Raw genomic sequence first — 13829 nt, 5'->3', positions numbered from 1 at the left:
CGCGGGTTTTCCATGACGGTATAACCAGTGCAACCGAAAGTGAAATGCCCATGACCGTCGAAATCAAGTCTCTTTCCGGCATCGACGCCGCGCCCTATTTCGATGACCTTGCGCGCCTGCGGATCGAGGTGTTCCGCGCCTTTCCCTATCTCTATGACGGCACACTGGAGCATGAGCGCAAATATCTCGCGACCTATGCCGACACGAAAGGCTCGGTTTTCGTGCTGGCGCTCGATGGCGAGCAGGTGGTGGGCATGTCGACCGGCATGCCGATGGCTGCGGAAACCCACGAGGTGCAGGCGCCCTTCGTTGAAGGTGGTCACGATACGGACCGGATATTTTACTTCGGTGAAAGTGTGCTTTTGCCCAGCTATCGCGGTCACGGCCTCGGCGTGCGGTTCTTCAAGGAGCGGGAGGCCCATGCAAAGAGGCTCGGCTTCGACTGGTGCACCTTCTGCGCGGTCGAGCGGCCCGCCAACCACCCGCGCCGACCGGCGGATTACGTGCCGCTGAATGCCTTCTGGGAAAAACGCGGCTATCGCCATCACCCCGAACTGCGCACCAGCTTCACCTGGCGGGACCTCGACGAGAGCACCGAAAGTCCTAAACCCCTGTCTTTCTGGATGAAGAACATCGCCGCCGGAGACGGAAACAGATGACGAGACTCGCCGCCAGCCAATACGCCATCGAACTGATCGAGACATGGGAAGGTTACGCCGCGCATCTTTCCGCCATCGTGCGCGAGGCGAAGGAAAAAGGCGCCGAGTTGCTGCTCTTGCCGGAATATTCGGCCATGACGCTGACCGGGCAATTGCCGCCCGGCACACGCTCGGATCTGCACCGTTCCATCGAAGAGATACAGCCGCTTATCCCGTCATGGGTCGAGCTTTGCGAAGAGCTGGCGCGGCAACATCAAATCCTGTTCCAGCCGGGCAGCGCACCGGTTAAAGACGCCGATGGCAAGTTCCGCAACCGCGCCTGGCTGTTCGGCCCGGACGGGTTGATCGGCTATCAGGACAAGCAGATCATGACCCGCTTCGAGCGGGAGCAATGGAACATCCATGCCGGCATCGAGGGCCTGAAAGCCTTCGAGACGCCGGTCGGCAGGCTCGGCATCCTCATTTGCTACGACAACGAGTTTCCGATGCTTGGCCGCAGGCTGGCGGAGCTTGGCGTCGAACTGGTTCTCGCTCCCAGCTGTACCGACACGTTGGCGGGCGCTTACCGGGTGCGCATCGGCGCGCAGGCCAGGGCGCTGGAAAACCAATATGCCGTCCTCTCCTCCCCCACCGCCGGCGAGGCCCCATGGTCTCCCGCCGTCGATGAAAATCGTGGCCGCGCCGCACTTTACGTGCCGCCTGATTATGGCATGCCGGCATCCGGCATCGTTGCGGAAAGCGAGAGCAACGCGGTGACGGAAAGCAGCCTGCTGATCGCCGATATCGATCTTGCCACTGTCGCAAGGCTCCGAACCGAGGGGCAGGTTGCCACCCGCCGCGACTGGCCAGAGCAATTTGCGATCTAAAAAGCCCATTTTAAAAGGCTTTTAACCAAATTCCCGCTTTGCGGCATGAGAAGCCCCTGCTATAGCGCGGGACATGAGCACAAATTCGACCCGCACGCCCCTGGACCATATCCGCAACTTCTCGATCGTTGCCCACATCGATCACGGCAAATCGACGCTGGCCGACCGGTTGATCCAGTCGACGGGCGGCCTTGCCGAGCGCGATATGTCGGAACAGGTTCTCGATTCGATGGATATCGAACGCGAGCGCGGCATCACCATCAAGGCCCAGACCGTGCGCCTGCACTACAAGGCGAATAATGGCGAAATCTATGTGCTGAACCTCATCGACACGCCCGGTCACGTTGACTTTGCATATGAGGTTTCCCGCTCGCTTTCGGCCTGCGAAGGCTCGCTGCTGGTGGTGGATGCGTCGCAGGGCGTCGAAGCGCAGACGCTCGCCAACGTCTATCAGGCGATCGACAACAATCACGAGCTGGTGACGGTCTTGAACAAGATCGATCTGCCGGCCGCCGAACCCGACCGTATCAAGGAACAGATCGAGGAAGTGATCGGCATCGATGCTTCCGAAGCTGTGCTGATTTCGGCCAAGACCGGGCTTGGTATTCCCGATGTTCTGGAAGCAATCGTTAACCGCCTGCCGCCGCCGAAGAGCGAAGTTGGCGAAAACGGACCGCTCAAGGCCCTGCTGGTCGACAGCTGGTACGACACCTATCTCGGCGTCATGGTTCTGGTGCGCGTCATCGACGGCGTACTGACCAAGGGTCAGCAGATCCGCATGATGGGCTCAGGTGCGAAATATGGCATCGAACGCATCGGCGTGCTGACCCCGAAGATGGTCAATGTCGACAGCCTCGGCCCCGGCGAAATCGGCTTCATCACCGCCTCGATCAAGGAAGTCGCCGACACGCGCGTGGGTGACACGATTACCGACGACAAGCGTCCGACGGCGCAGGCCCTGCCCGGCTTCAAGCCTGCGCAGCCCGTGGTATTCTGCGGTCTCTTCCCGGTCGACGCTGCGGATTTCGAAGATTTGCGCGCAGCGGTAGGCAAGCTTCGCCTCAACGACGCCTCCTTCTCCTTCGAAATGGAATCGTCCGCCGCTCTCGGCTTCGGTTTCCGTTGTGGCTTCCTCGGTCTGCTGCACCTCGAAATCATTCAGGAACGCCTCGAGCGCGAGTTCAATCTCGACCTCGTCGCGACAGCGCCTTCGGTTGTCTATGAAATGTCGTTGACCGACGGCACCGAGAAGGAACTGCACAACCCGGCCGACATGCCTGACGTCGTGAAGATCAAGGAAATCCGCGAGCCGTGGATCAAGGCGACGATCCTGACGCCCGACGAATATCTCGGCGGTATCCTGAAGCTCTGTCAGGACCGGCGCGGCCTGCAGACCGAGCTGACCTATGTCGGCAACCGCGCGATGATCACCTATGAATTGCCGCTCAACGAAGTGGTGTTCGATTTCTACGACCGGCTGAAATCCATCTCCAAGGGTTACGCCTCGTTCGACTACAACATCTCCGACTACCGCGCCGGCGATCTCGTCAAGATGTCGATCCTCGTCAACGGCGATCCGGTGGATGCGCTGTCGATGCTGGTGCACCGCTCGGCTGCCGACCGGCGCGGACGTGGCATGTGCGAAAAGCTGAAGGAACTCATTCCGCCACACATGTTCCAGATCCCGATCCAGGCGGCCATCGGCGGCAAGGTCATCGCCCGCGAGACGGTACGTGCGCTACGCAAGGACGTGACGGCGAAGTGCTACGGCGGCGACGCGACGCGCAAACGCAAACTTCTGGACAAGCAGAAGGAAGGCAAAAAGCGCATGCGCCAGTTCGGCAAGGTGGAAATTCCGCAGGAAGCTTTCATCGCTGCGCTGAAGATGAACGACGAATAAGCGGTACCCATATCGCGATTGCGTTTTAAAGGGAGGCTTGCAGCCTCCCTTTTTCGTATTGGGACACGATCCTTAAGCGTGCAGCTTCGCGCCCTTGGTGATCTTGTCGACGGTTTTCTTGTCTGCCCTCAGCGCCATGCCGACGACCTTGGCATTCTCAGGAGAAAACTCCGAAAATACCTGACGGTTGGCGACATCATGACCGGTGGCGAACATTTCCTCGATGTAGAGCGATATCGTAACGTCGCGTTCCAGGGATCGTTGGTGAATTTTGCGCAGCGCCTCCTGATCCGTGGCCATAACGACAATCGGCTGGACGGAAAGCGGATTGTAGACGTTGCCCGCCCCGTCGCGGTATGGTTCCCCGATGATTTCCCTGGTCTGGGCGACAATCCCGGACATAAGAAATGCGGTGACGTTCAGTTTTTGCCACACGGCAAGGTCATCACGAAGGATGACGGCGATCTTGGTATCAAACATGCGAACTCAATCTGGCTGTGGTTACGAAAGAGAAACGACCCTAGACGCTTCGCGCATCATCGATCTTGAACGTTCGTGCAAATTCGAGGGGATCGTGCAGGCGCCTTCCAGCGAGGGCATTGAACGCATAGAAGCGCGCTTTCACGGCAACGCCTATGCGCCGCATCGCCATGACACCTATGCGCTGGGCGTTACGCTTTCCGGTGTCCAGACCTTTTCCTATCGTGGCACATCGCATTTCAGCACGCCCGGAAAGGTGATCGTGCTGCATCCGGACGAAGTTCACGATGGCGGCGCGGGCACCGATGAAGGCCTGCGCTACCGCATGCTCTATCTTCCGCCGGAAAAAACGACGGAGGCCGTAACCGGATTTCACTCACTGCCCTTCGCAAGAAATCCCGTTATTGAGGACCACGAATTCCGACAATGTCTGATAGAGGCTCTCGGTAATCTCGAAGGCGAGCCGGACAGTCTGTTATTGACCGACTGGCAATCGCGATTGGCGGATCTGCTCTGGAAACATTCGAACGGAAGCGAGAGAGCCATCAAGCGGCTGGACCGGATCGCCGTGCTCCGTTGCCGGGACTATTTGCTGGAGAACAGCGCCGTCACGGTCAGCTCAGAGGAGCTGGAGCAAATAAGCGGGCTTGATCGCTTTACGCTGTTTCGGCACTTCCGCTGCCTGTTCGGCACCAGCCCACACCGCTATCTCATCATGCGACGCCTGCAAAAATGCAAAGACATGATGCGCGCGCGTGCGGGCCTTGCCGAAACGGCATTTGCCTGTGGTTTTGCGGATCAGGCGCATTTTACCCGCCACTTCAAGAACGCCTTCGGCATGCCTCCGGGACGTTGGCTAAACCTTGTTTCGCACTAGAGCACGTCCGTCTAAACAGAATCGTTGGACGTGCTCTATCTCTTTGTTTTATCGCATTATCCGGACGTAAAACCGTTACGCACTTTTATTGGAAATGCTCTAGTCATTCGGGAAACAGGATCGACCGGTGAGCCGCAGCACCTGCCATGGCGCCGTCGCCCACCGAAAGGGCGACCGAGCCGGCGGGCCTTGCCACATCGCCGCAGGCAAAGACGCCGCGGGCCACGGTCTGTTTCATGGCGTCCGTCACGATGGTTGATCCCATCGGCCCCTCTTCAATGGTGCAACCGAGCTTTTCGATCCAGTCCGAGGCGATCCTCAATCTCGGCTGAGTGAAGAGGCCGGCCAACGCAATGCTGCGACCGTCCGCGAGAACGACATCCGCATGCCCCGCGATTTCTTCGATGCGGTCTTTTTCGATCCGAACGCCCCGCGCCGACAGAAGCGCATTCTGATCTGTATCCGGCACGAAAACGCCGTTGGTGAAAAAGGTCGTCTCGCCCCAGTCGGGAAGCATCAGCGCATGATGGATGGCCAGCGGAGAGGCCGCGATGACACCGATCTTGCCCTGGTTCAGCTCGTATCCATGGCAATAGGGGCAATGGAAGACGGAGAGGCCCCAACGTTCTTTCAGCCCGGCGATTTCAGGTAATTCATCGGTAACGCCCATGGCAAGGACGAGCCGGGCCGCCCTTTCGCGGCGGGCGCCGTCGATCTCGACGACGAAATCACCGAAGGCCCCTTCGGCATCGGTCACCCTGCCCTTTGCCCAGTGTATTGTCGGGTAGCGCTCGATCTGACGCCGAGCCTCAGCGATGATGTCGCCCGGCGCCTTGCCGTCCTGCCCGAGAAAACCGTGGGAGTGGCTGGCGAAGCGATTTCTCCGCTCGCCCGCATCCACCACCAGAATGTTTTTTCTGGCGCGGCCGAGCTGCAAGGCGGCGGACAGGCCGGCATAGCTGCCGCCGATGATGATGACGTCGTATTTCATGATGCACCTATCGTTTAAAAACCGAGCCGGAAGCGCTCGTTCAATTTCACGACACTTATATTGTTACGTGATTTTTGGAGTCAATAGTCACGCAACTTATATTGTTACGTCACATGGAAACTGGTAGCGTCGCCAAAAAACAGACGGACGCAGCAATGAGACACGATACGCGCCTTTCACGGGTGCTGCATATTCTGATCCATATGGAAAAACATGAGGGCGCCGCGACCTCCGAAAGCATTGCGGCCATGCTTCAGACCAACCCGGTGGTGGTGCGCAGAACCATGGCAGGCCTGCGGGAGCGCGGTTATGTATCGTCGGAAAAAGGCCATGGCGGCGGCTGGGTTCTGGCACGGCCGCTCAGCGAAATCACGCTGCTTGATATCTACCGGGCGCTCGGCGCGCCGGAACTGTTCTCGATCGGGCTGGCGGGCGACAATCCGAACTGCGTCATCGAGCAGGCCGTCAATGCCGCACTTTTCGACGCGATGAACGAAGCGGAGACAATTCTCCTGTCCCGGTTCGGAAGCATTACGCTTGCGTCGCTCGCGGAACAATCGATCACCCGCTGGTCCGAACTGTCCAACCACCCCTCCGCCATGGAGCAACTCTGAGGCCAGAGAGACGTCGCCACAAAACCGCCTGCCTCGAAGGCAGGCGGTTTTATCAGTTCATTGAACCGGTTACGGCTGCGTCTGCGTGCCGCCGGTATTCGGGCTCGCCGGTGCGGCATCGTTGGCAGGCGGCGTTGCCGGGACTGTCGGCGTCGCGGGCGCCGGTGCCTGATCCGTTGCCGCAGGCGGCGTTGTGGTTGAGGACGTCGTGGCCGGATCAGTGGTCGGGCCGCTCATCTGCGACCAGGCGAAAACGCCCACCAATACGACGACGATAATCGCCAGCCACGGCACCCAGGACGGCGACGTGCGCGCACGCGGTTCATTGCTGATATTCAGTTCCGGGCGAAGATCGCGGTCCGGGCGCGGGTTGTTGGGATCGAATGTCATGGTATTTCCTCCTCTTCACTCTGGGGAGAAAACGGCGTTCACAGGATTTTGTTCCGCCTCTCCTCCGCGCTATCAGGATGGGCGACGATCCAGCCCCTGGCGCAGGGCATCCGTCAGCACCGCCATCACCTGTGGGCCATCCATCTGCGACACATTGAAGCGCATGAAACCCGATGCGTTCTGGGAGGAACTGAAGACATTACCTGGCGCCAGAACCACCTGCTGCGACAGGGCCCGGCGCGCGACATCGCCGGCATCGACACCTTCCGGCAGTCGGCACCATAAAAACATGCCCGCCTGCGGTTCGATCCAGGGCACACATCCGATCGCCTTCAAACGCGCTGCGACCTCTGGCACCGTCGCCGCAAGACGCTGCCGAAGAGCCTCGACATGTTTCCGATAGCTGCCATCCGTCAAAAGCGACAGGATCAAAGCTGCCGAAAAATGCGCTCCGCCAAAAGCGGTGGCGATCTTCAGATCAGTCAAGGCCTCCACCCATGCCGGAGGCGCAGCAATGAAACCGCACCGCACGGAGGCAGACAGTGTTTTTGAAAAACTACCGATCTGCACCACCCGGTTCAGGCCATCGAAAGCTGCCAGCCGTGGTGCCGCCTGTGTTTCGAAATCGGCAAAAATATCATCCTCGATGATGGTGAGCCCCGCCTGTTCGGCCAACACCAGCAGGCGATGGGCGGAAACAGCGGAAAGTCTCGCGCCTGTCGGATTATGGATCGCGGAATTGGTGATATAAAGACGCGGCTGGTGCTCTTTCAGCGCCTGCTCGAAAAGCGGCAGATCCGGTCCTACCGGCGTATAGGGCACGCCGACGATTTTCACCCGATGCGCCCGCAAGAGGGCGTGGAAGTTAAAATAGCAGGGGTCGTCGACAATCACCGTATCCCCCGGCTGTAGCAGGAAACGGCACAGGAGATCGATCGCCTGCGTGCCGGAATCGGTGAGCATGATCTGGCTGGCGCCCGCCTGCACGCCATGTTCGGCAAGCCTGCGGGACAAGAGCTGGCGTAACGGCAGCAGGCCCATGGGGCTCGCATAATCCGTCAGCAACGAGGCATCCGCGCGGGCAAGTCCCCTCATCGCCCGCCGCAGCGCCTGTTCCGGCATCCATGATGTGGGAAGCCAGCCGCAACCCGGCTTGGCAAGGTTCGCCCCCTCGTCCAGCGCCTGCCGCGACACCCAGAGCGGATCCACCGCCCTGTCCAGCCGGGGCTCGATATCGGCGAGCGACAGGGGCGCGAGCGGACCCGCCACGAAAAAACCCGAGCCCGGACGTGAGTTAATGGTGCCATCCGCCACAAGGCGGTCATAGGCCTCGACAACGGTGGAGGTGGACACCTGCATGGCCTTTGCCAGCGCCCTGACGGACGGCAATCTGGCCCCCGGAACGAGGCTGCGTGAGGCAATGCGCTGCCGCACACTTGCCATCACCCTTTCTATGCGCGTTCCCGCAACGACTTGCCCGTCCACGTTATTCTCCAACCGTATTGCCTTAACAACCATAACAGTTTCTTGAAATTGTACAGGACTGTCGCTGTTTTCACCAGCCATTCCGGATCAAGAAAGGCGAGACGCAGGAGACGATCATGGACAAGACGACAAGCGGCTGGCTGAGCGGTCTGGCCGGGGTGGTGATATTCAGCGGTTCGCTGCCCGCCACACGCGTTGCGGTGACGGGGTTCGACCCGATATTCCTGACCCTCGCCCGCGCCAGCATTGCCGGCGTTCTGGCGCTCGCTTTGCTTTTACTGTTCAGGCAGAAACGCCCGGCGCGCGATGATCTGACATCTCTTTTCATCGTCTCCTTCGGCGTGGTCGTGGGCTTCCCGCTGTTGACCGCGCTGGCGCTGCGGCACATCACATCGGCGCATTCCATCGTCTTTGTCGGGCTGTTGCCGCTTGCAACCGCGGTTTTTGCCGTGGTGCGCGGCGGAGAGCGCCCGCGCCCTGCCTTCTGGTTCTTTTCCTGCCTGGGCAGCATTCTGGTAGCCGGCTTTTCATTGTCGAATTCGCTGGCCTCCGGGCTCGGAGCCTCGCTTACCGGCGATCTGCTGATGCTAGGTGCGATTATCGTCTGCGGGCTTGGCTATGCGGAAGGTGCGGCCCTTTCCCGCAAACTGGGTGGCTGGCAGGTCATCTCATGGGCGCTGGTTCTGTCCCTGCCGGTGATGTTGCCGCTTGCCTTTTTCACAGGGCCGGAAACGCTTGCCGACATCAATCCGCAGGCCTGGGGTGGCCTTGCCTATGTTTCCCTGTTCAGCATGCTGATCGGTTTCATCTTCTGGTATCGCGGGCTGGCGCTTGGCGGCATCGCCGCGGTGGGCCAATTGCAATTGCTACAGCCGTTCTTCGGGCTGGTGCTTGCAGCGACCCTGCTTCACGAGGAGGTCAGTCCGGCGATGATCGGCATTACCCTTGTCGTGGTGCTCTGCGTTGCGGGTGCGCGAAAATTCGCGCGCTGATGCCCCGCCGTCGTCAACTGGAGCGGCGGCCCACCCAGCGATGCCATGCTTCCTCGTTGCCGTTAAAGACATTGAGATCGATGCGGCCATCGACGCCATGCGACAGGCCCGAGCCGGAATATTGCCAGAACAGCCACTTGCGACCGGGATAGACCACGGACGGATGCTGGGCGACGGCCCGCAGCCAGAAGGGATAGTCCTGGAACTCGCCGGTAAGATTGTCCTTATAAAAATCGGGCGCCGTGTAGATGATCGGGCGCTGTCCATAGTGGCGCTCGAGCTTGTCCATGAACACGCGCATCTTTTCCAGGATGCGCTCGCGGGAATGGCGCATCTTGCAGCTCGATTCGCCGTTATATTCCACGTCGATCACCGGCGGCAGCGCATCCGGATCACGCGGCACGTTGCGAATGAACCAGTCCGCCTGCTCGCTGGCCGATCGGCACCAATAAAAGAAGTGATAAGCGCCGCGACGGATACCCGCCTCCTTTGCCCGCTGCCAGTTGGTGCGGAACATTGGATCAAGATGATCGCCGCCATCCGTCGCCTTGATGAACGCGAAGTTGGCGCCGCGCGTGCGCAGCTGCGGCCAGTTTATATTTGCCTGCCAGCGCGACACATCCACCCCGTGGACCTGAAAATGGCGCGGCTGAACCCTGCCGAAATTGATCGGCTTGGCATCGCTGAAGCTGGAACGGAAAATGCGCGAGCGGATCTGGGCGCCGGCGCTCGCCGCCGGGGCGACGGCCATCGCCAATTGCACCGGACGTTCCATCGGGCGCTCCACAGGCGGCACCATTCCGGCCTGCGACGGGACCGGCAAGCGGATTTCAGGGGCGTTCTGCGGCACGGACGCCCGTGGGGTGATGGCGGAAAAGGCTTTGGGTTCTTCGGGTACCGGCCCACCCCACGCCAGAACTTGCTGTCGCGGCTGGGCGGAGATGGGTTGGCTGCCCACGCTTGCCTGCGGCACCGGCGCGGATGGCGTGACCGAACTCGTCGTTTCCTTCGAAGGCAGCCCAGCCATCAGGCTTTCCGGCCCGGAACTGGACGTGCAGCCACCAAGCAGAAGGCAACCGAAGAGAAGTGCTGGCACAGCCGATGAACGCATGAAAACCCGTACGCAAAACAATCGGGGGCACTCTGACGCCGCCCGGGGACCTCGAAATACAATTGCTAACGGAAGATTATCAAAAAAGACTGAATCTTATCTTTACGCCGGCACCCGCCTATGCGCCCGTCAATTCTGACAGGCGAAATGCTTCGAGGTTTTGCAAAACGGGAAGATTCAGGCGGTCATTGTGGTCAGATCGGCGGTATCGGCGCCGGGGGAATTTCTCTTGATCGATTCGATGGCGTGAATGGCCGATGCCTTCGTCTCGTAGCCTTCGGACGAAAACATCGTTTCTCCGTTGGATGCCTTGAAACGGAAGCGATATTCACCTGCCCTGTCCTGATAGATCTCGAATTTGTACATGATCCTTGCGCCTCCTGAGGTGAACCGGTCCCAATTCTGAGCGGCCCCGGCGATATTCGCAACCGATAATTGCCGGATCAGACAAATTGCCAGATCAGACAAGCCGAACCCATGCGCGGGCAATTTCCAGACCGGCCGCATCGGCCATATCCGCACGCCGGCCACGGTGCTCACCGTAATTGTCTATCCAGCCGGGCGCCATTTTTTCGACGGAAGCCGGGAATGTCTCACACCAGCCATCGACGACGGCCGCGGACGCCTCGAAATGAAATTGCGTGCCATAGGCCGCCCGGCCGACACGAAAAGCCTGATTTCGCGTCGCGCCATTGGTCGCGAGCCGCGCCGCCTCGGGCGGAAGCGTGAATGTGTCGCAATGCCACTGAAAAATGGGGAACACTTTCTCCAGCCCTGACAATAGAGGATCTGACACGCCCTCCTCCGTCAGGGATACGTCTTCCCAACCGAATTCGGGCGGGCCGGCCAGAATATTTTCTCCGCCATAGGCGCGCGCCAGCAACTGGCTGCCGAGGCAGACGCCCATCACGGCCTTGCCCGCATCGCCAAAGGCTTTCATCAAAAGCGCAAGGTCCGGAAGATAGGGATAAAGCACATCGTCAAGGGCGTTCTGCTCACCGCCGAGAACGATAAGCGCATCATGACCACCTGCATCGGCGGGAAGAGGCTCTCCCGCATAGGCGCGGATGACATCTACTTGCGCCTTGGCCTCCTCCAGAGCGACGCCCAGCTGTCCATGCGGGGTGCCCGCCATGTTTTCGATAATTGCAACGCGCATGGGGCCTCTTGCTGACGACGGGGATTCGATCGACTGAGATCGCCGATCGATTCAGCTTCACCACGAGAAAAACGGATTTTCAAGAGGCGCAACATCGTCAGCAGGACAAAAAGCGGGACAGGCCGGCCTGATGCGCCTTAGAATTCCCGCGCCAGCTTGGCGTCGAGCGAATGCCGGTTGCCTCCGCGAACGGCGAAGAACAGGAAAATGGCAGCCCAGAGAACTGATTTTTCCACGCCGCCCAGGCCTTCCGCCTTTACGATGCCGTGGAAATAGACCGTTACCAAAAGGACGATCATCGCGGCAAACGACGCCGGCCGCGTGAACAGGCCGATGGCCACGAGAATTCCTCCGAAAAACTCGGTGGCGGCCAGAAGGGGCGACCAGAATACACCGGGATAAAAGCCGAGGCTCTCCACCATGCCGGCAGCCCCGAAAGGATTGAGGATTTTGCCGAAACCATGGGTGACGAGAAGAAGCCCGGCCACGACGCGCAGAACGGTCTCCACCAGATCATGCGTCGCATTATAAAGCGGTGCGGCCGCCGGAACGAAAAGACGCTGACGATTATTGTCGAACTGGGCCATAGGATCTCCACGTTTCAGCCTTCGATGGCTTATCTGTTCGCAAAGCTCCATGATAAGAACAAGCATGCACCGGGTAAAAACATGAGTGTTGTAGTTGACATTATCGTGAGCATTATTGTCGCTGGGCGTTGAAGGAGACATGACTATGACCGAGACCAAGCCCCGCATCACCATCCGCTACTGCACACAATGCAACTGGCTGCTTCGTGCGGGATGGATGGCGCAGGAGATTTTGCAAACCTTCGCCTCGGACATCGGCGAAGTTACCCTTGTTCCCTCAACGGGCGGTCTGTTCGAGATCACTGTCGATGGCGAAACCATATGGGAGCGCAAACGCGATGGCGGTTTTCCCGGTCCTAAAGAACTCAAACAGAGAATCCGCGATGTCATCGACCCGGAACGCGACCTCGGTCATGTGGACAGGACGAAGCATGAAGGACTCGACAATTGACGCAGCGAAATGTTTCAACAGCGTCAAACAAGTTTTTTCCCTTTAAAATCAATGATCGTCATAAAACTTCAAAAAGTCTGTTGACACCGGGCGGCTGCCCTCGTACATCGCTCTCCGTCGCCCAGATGGCGGAATTGGTAGACGCGCCAGCTTCAGGTGCTGGTACTCGCAAGGGTGTGGAGGTTCGAGTCCTCTTCTGGGCACCATTCCTTTTTTGATCCTAGCCAGATCAAATACTTAGACGAAAAAACAGCAACATTCAGTCCTCCTGCAGAACGCAGGGGAACATGTTGCGGTTTTTCGTTCTGCTGATGATCAGCCCAAATCTTTCCATGCAAAACAGCCGCCCATGACGATTGCGAGGCCTTTGTCGCCTTGGACAAAAGCCCGCTGCTCTCGCATGCGGAATTGCAATCTATTGCTCAGATTTGATTGGCCTAGTTACGGCTGGGTGTCTTTGTCGCCGCTGTTTTGCGAATGCTGTTCGCAGTTCGGCGTACAGGAAAGCACGGTTCGTTCCGTCTGGCGGAAAACGCGGACCGTGTTGCCCTCGTCGATGGAAACGAGAATGCGTTCGTCCACGATCGGATTGCCCTCGGCATCGAGAAGAACAAGATTTGTCGTGCCGAAACTGCGGCCGGTCAGTACGATCGTGGTGGCATCGGCAACCGTGGCGTCGGCGACTTTCGAATTGCCGACAATAACCTTGCTCACGGGGCGGTCGAGGCGAAGGACACGGGCGTGGTTCATAGAAACGCGCAATATGTCTTCCTGAGCAAAAACGGGTTGCGACGCCGCCCCTAGAATGACGGACAAGCCGACCACGATTTTCGTCAGTTTTCCGGATGACACGCGTTTGGCCCTTGCTCACTATCTACACTTTACTACGCGATAGGATGCGCGGTTTTAGTGAATGAAGCGTTAAATGACGGAAATCCATAGTGCTGGCGGTAACCATTCGCGATGTCACGGCATTTTCCCGGTTCGCACTGCCCCGCATCAAAATTGAACATCTGCGTCCCGTTAAGAGAACACTTGACCAGAAACGGGAAATGGCCAACCTCGGAATATATTTGTTTATCAGCAACTATAAAAATAAAGGCAATACTTTTTGTTTTTATTTACCAACAGAAACTCATCCTGCCGTTTACTTTGGATTAATCCTCTTCTTTAAGCGCTTGGAAATCGCTCGCCTGTAATTTGAATGCAACCGAACAACGGAAAACAGTTGTCGGCGTGCTGAACCAACACAAGAATTAGGAGAGAC

Annotated in this window: 17 protein-coding genes and 1 tRNA gene; 9 read left to right on the top strand and 9 right to left on the bottom strand. The window is 58.8% G+C overall.

What is annotated here, in order from left to right:
* Positions 1–50 precede the first annotated feature (50 nt).
* From RS75_RS05540 to lepA, 3 genes are all read left to right on the top strand, one after another.
* Positions 51–659 (top strand): GNAT family N-acetyltransferase, encoded by a 609-nt coding sequence (locus RS75_RS05540; protein ID WP_045018183.1) that lies wholly within the window; start codon positions 51–53, stop codon positions 657–659.
* Positions 656–1525, top strand: a complete 870-nt coding sequence (locus tag RS75_RS05535; protein WP_045018181.1) for a carbon-nitrogen hydrolase family protein — start codon at positions 656–658, stop codon at positions 1523–1525. The genes RS75_RS05540 and RS75_RS05535 overlap by 4 nt, the downstream gene beginning before the upstream one ends.
* A 61-nt stretch (positions 1526–1586) precedes the next feature.
* On the top strand, positions 1587–3425 hold the full coding sequence (gene lepA / locus RS75_RS05530; protein ID WP_045018180.1) for a translation elongation factor 4: 1839 nt from the start codon (positions 1587–1589) through the stop codon (positions 3423–3425).
* 72 nt (positions 3426–3497) lie between these two features.
* Here the strand turns inward: lepA and RS75_RS05525 are convergent, their stop codons facing one another.
* Entirely contained in the window at positions 3498–3905 is a 408-nt protein-coding gene (locus tag RS75_RS05525; RefSeq protein ID WP_045018178.1) for a DUF2000 family protein, read from the bottom strand.
* A gap of 94 nt (positions 3906–3999) precedes the next feature.
* Here RS75_RS05525 and RS75_RS05520 point away from each other — a divergent pair, with 94 nt between their 5' ends.
* Positions 4000–4782 carry an AraC family transcriptional regulator gene (locus RS75_RS05520; RefSeq protein ID WP_045018350.1) on the top strand — a complete coding sequence of 261 codons (783 nt, stop codon included), beginning with the start codon at positions 4000–4002 and terminating at the stop codon, positions 4780–4782.
* A gap of 103 nt (positions 4783–4885) precedes the next feature.
* Here the strand turns inward: RS75_RS05520 and RS75_RS05515 are convergent, their stop codons facing one another.
* Complete coding sequence (locus tag RS75_RS05515) at positions 4886–5773, bottom strand: NAD(P)/FAD-dependent oxidoreductase (protein ID WP_045018177.1); 888 nt, start codon at positions 5771–5773, stop codon at positions 4886–4888.
* A 155-nt stretch (positions 5774–5928) separates the two neighbouring features.
* Between RS75_RS05515 and RS75_RS05510 the strand changes: the two genes are divergently transcribed.
* Positions 5929–6387 (top strand): Rrf2 family transcriptional regulator, encoded by a 459-nt coding sequence (locus RS75_RS05510; protein ID WP_045018174.1) that lies wholly within the window; start codon positions 5929–5931, stop codon positions 6385–6387.
* Between the two features lie 69 nt (positions 6388–6456).
* On the opposite strand, the gene RS75_RS05505 is transcribed toward RS75_RS05510, so the two are convergent.
* Complete coding sequence (locus tag RS75_RS05505; RefSeq protein ID WP_045018172.1) at positions 6457–6777, bottom strand: hypothetical protein; 321 nt, start codon at positions 6775–6777, stop codon at positions 6457–6459.
* A 72-nt stretch (positions 6778–6849) separates the two neighbouring features.
* Positions 6850–8262 carry an aminotransferase-like domain-containing protein gene (locus RS75_RS05500; RefSeq protein WP_045018170.1) on the bottom strand — a complete coding sequence of 471 codons (1413 nt, stop codon included), beginning with the start codon at positions 8260–8262 and terminating at the stop codon, positions 6850–6852.
* A gap of 116 nt (positions 8263–8378) precedes the next feature.
* Between RS75_RS05500 and RS75_RS05495 the strand changes: the two genes are divergently transcribed.
* Positions 8379–9254 carry a DMT family transporter gene (locus RS75_RS05495; RefSeq protein WP_045018168.1) on the top strand — a complete coding sequence of 292 codons (876 nt, stop codon included), beginning with the start codon at positions 8379–8381 and terminating at the stop codon, positions 9252–9254.
* Between the two features lie 13 nt (positions 9255–9267).
* On the opposite strand, the gene RS75_RS05490 is transcribed toward RS75_RS05495, so the two are convergent.
* The 4 genes from RS75_RS05490 to RS75_RS05475 form a co-directional block, all read right to left on the bottom strand.
* Positions 9268–10365 (bottom strand): glycoside hydrolase family 25 protein, encoded by a 1098-nt coding sequence (locus tag RS75_RS05490; RefSeq protein ID WP_045018166.1) that lies wholly within the window; start codon positions 10363–10365, stop codon positions 9268–9270.
* 177 nt (positions 10366–10542) lie between these two features.
* Positions 10543–10731 carry a YegP family protein gene (locus tag RS75_RS05485; protein WP_045018164.1) on the bottom strand — a complete coding sequence of 63 codons (189 nt, stop codon included), beginning with the start codon at positions 10729–10731 and terminating at the stop codon, positions 10543–10545.
* A 94-nt stretch (positions 10732–10825) separates the two neighbouring features.
* A complete protein-coding gene (locus RS75_RS05480) occupies positions 10826–11524 on the bottom strand; it encodes a type 1 glutamine amidotransferase (RefSeq protein WP_045018162.1) in 699 nt (232 codons plus the stop codon).
* Between the two features lie 137 nt (positions 11525–11661).
* Positions 11662–12111, bottom strand: a complete 450-nt coding sequence (locus RS75_RS05475; protein ID WP_045018160.1) for a DoxX family protein — start codon at positions 12109–12111, stop codon at positions 11662–11664.
* A 145-nt stretch (positions 12112–12256) separates the two neighbouring features.
* Between RS75_RS05475 and RS75_RS05470 the strand changes: the two genes are divergently transcribed.
* Both RS75_RS05470 and RS75_RS05465 read left to right on the top strand, forming a co-directional pair.
* Positions 12257–12562 (top strand): SelT/SelW/SelH family protein, encoded by a 306-nt coding sequence (locus tag RS75_RS05470; RefSeq protein ID WP_045018158.1) that lies wholly within the window; start codon positions 12257–12259, stop codon positions 12560–12562.
* A gap of 119 nt (positions 12563–12681) precedes the next feature.
* Positions 12682–12768: transfer RNA gene (locus RS75_RS05465), tRNA-Leu, on the top strand.
* A gap of 235 nt (positions 12769–13003) precedes the next feature.
* On the opposite strand, the gene RS75_RS05460 is transcribed toward RS75_RS05465, so the two are convergent.
* Positions 13004–13414: a pilus assembly protein N-terminal domain-containing protein gene (locus RS75_RS05460; protein WP_162484791.1), complete on the bottom strand. Its 411-nt coding sequence runs from the start codon at positions 13412–13414 to the stop codon at positions 13004–13006.
* An 89-nt stretch (positions 13415–13503) separates the two neighbouring features.
* On the opposite strand from RS75_RS05460, the gene RS75_RS05455 reads away from it, so the two are divergent.
* Complete coding sequence (locus RS75_RS05455; RefSeq protein ID WP_045018154.1) at positions 13504–13761, top strand: hypothetical protein; 258 nt, start codon at positions 13504–13506, stop codon at positions 13759–13761.
* Positions 13762–13829: the final 68 nt, after the last annotated feature.

This window comes from Rhizobium nepotum 39/7 (genome assembly GCF_000949865.1).
Classification (GTDB): domain Bacteria; phylum Pseudomonadota; class Alphaproteobacteria; order Rhizobiales; family Rhizobiaceae; genus Agrobacterium; species Agrobacterium nepotum.
The sequence above is the reverse complement of the archived record's forward strand: the minus strand, read 5'-3'. Positions and strand labels throughout refer to the sequence as shown.

What these genes read in the sequence shown, in the direction of transcription:
- RS75_RS05540 (WP_045018183.1), top strand. Translation starts at nt 51, where the DNA reads ATGACCGTCGAAATCAAGTCTCTTTCCGGCATCGACGCCGCGCCCTAT.
- RS75_RS05535 (WP_045018181.1), top strand. Translation starts at nt 656, where the DNA reads ATGACGAGACTCGCCGCCAGCCAATACGCCATCGAACTGATCGAGACA.
- RS75_RS05525 (WP_045018178.1), bottom strand. Translation starts at nt 3,905, where the DNA reads ATGTTTGATACCAAGATCGCCGTCATCCTTCGTGATGACCTTGCCGTG.
- RS75_RS05515 (WP_045018177.1), bottom strand. Translation starts at nt 5,773, where the DNA reads ATGAAATACGACGTCATCATCATCGGCGGCAGCTATGCCGGCCTGTCC.
- RS75_RS05510 (WP_045018174.1), top strand. Translation starts at nt 5,929, where the DNA reads ATGAGACACGATACGCGCCTTTCACGGGTGCTGCATATTCTGATCCAT.
- RS75_RS05505 (WP_045018172.1), bottom strand. Translation starts at nt 6,777, where the DNA reads ATGACATTCGATCCCAACAACCCGCGCCCGGACCGCGATCTTCGCCCG.
- RS75_RS05495 (WP_045018168.1), top strand. Translation starts at nt 8,379, where the DNA reads ATGGACAAGACGACAAGCGGCTGGCTGAGCGGTCTGGCCGGGGTGGTG.
- RS75_RS05490 (WP_045018166.1), bottom strand. Translation starts at nt 10,365, where the DNA reads ATGCGTTCATCGGCTGTGCCAGCACTTCTCTTCGGTTGCCTTCTGCTT.
- RS75_RS05485 (WP_045018164.1), bottom strand. Translation starts at nt 10,731, where the DNA reads ATGTACAAATTCGAGATCTATCAGGACAGGGCAGGTGAATATCGCTTC.
- RS75_RS05480 (WP_045018162.1), bottom strand. Translation starts at nt 11,524, where the DNA reads ATGCGCGTTGCAATTATCGAAAACATGGCGGGCACCCCGCATGGACAG.
- RS75_RS05475 (WP_045018160.1), bottom strand. Translation starts at nt 12,111, where the DNA reads ATGGCCCAGTTCGACAATAATCGTCAGCGTCTTTTCGTTCCGGCGGCC.
- RS75_RS05470 (WP_045018158.1), top strand. Translation starts at nt 12,257, where the DNA reads ATGACCGAGACCAAGCCCCGCATCACCATCCGCTACTGCACACAATGC.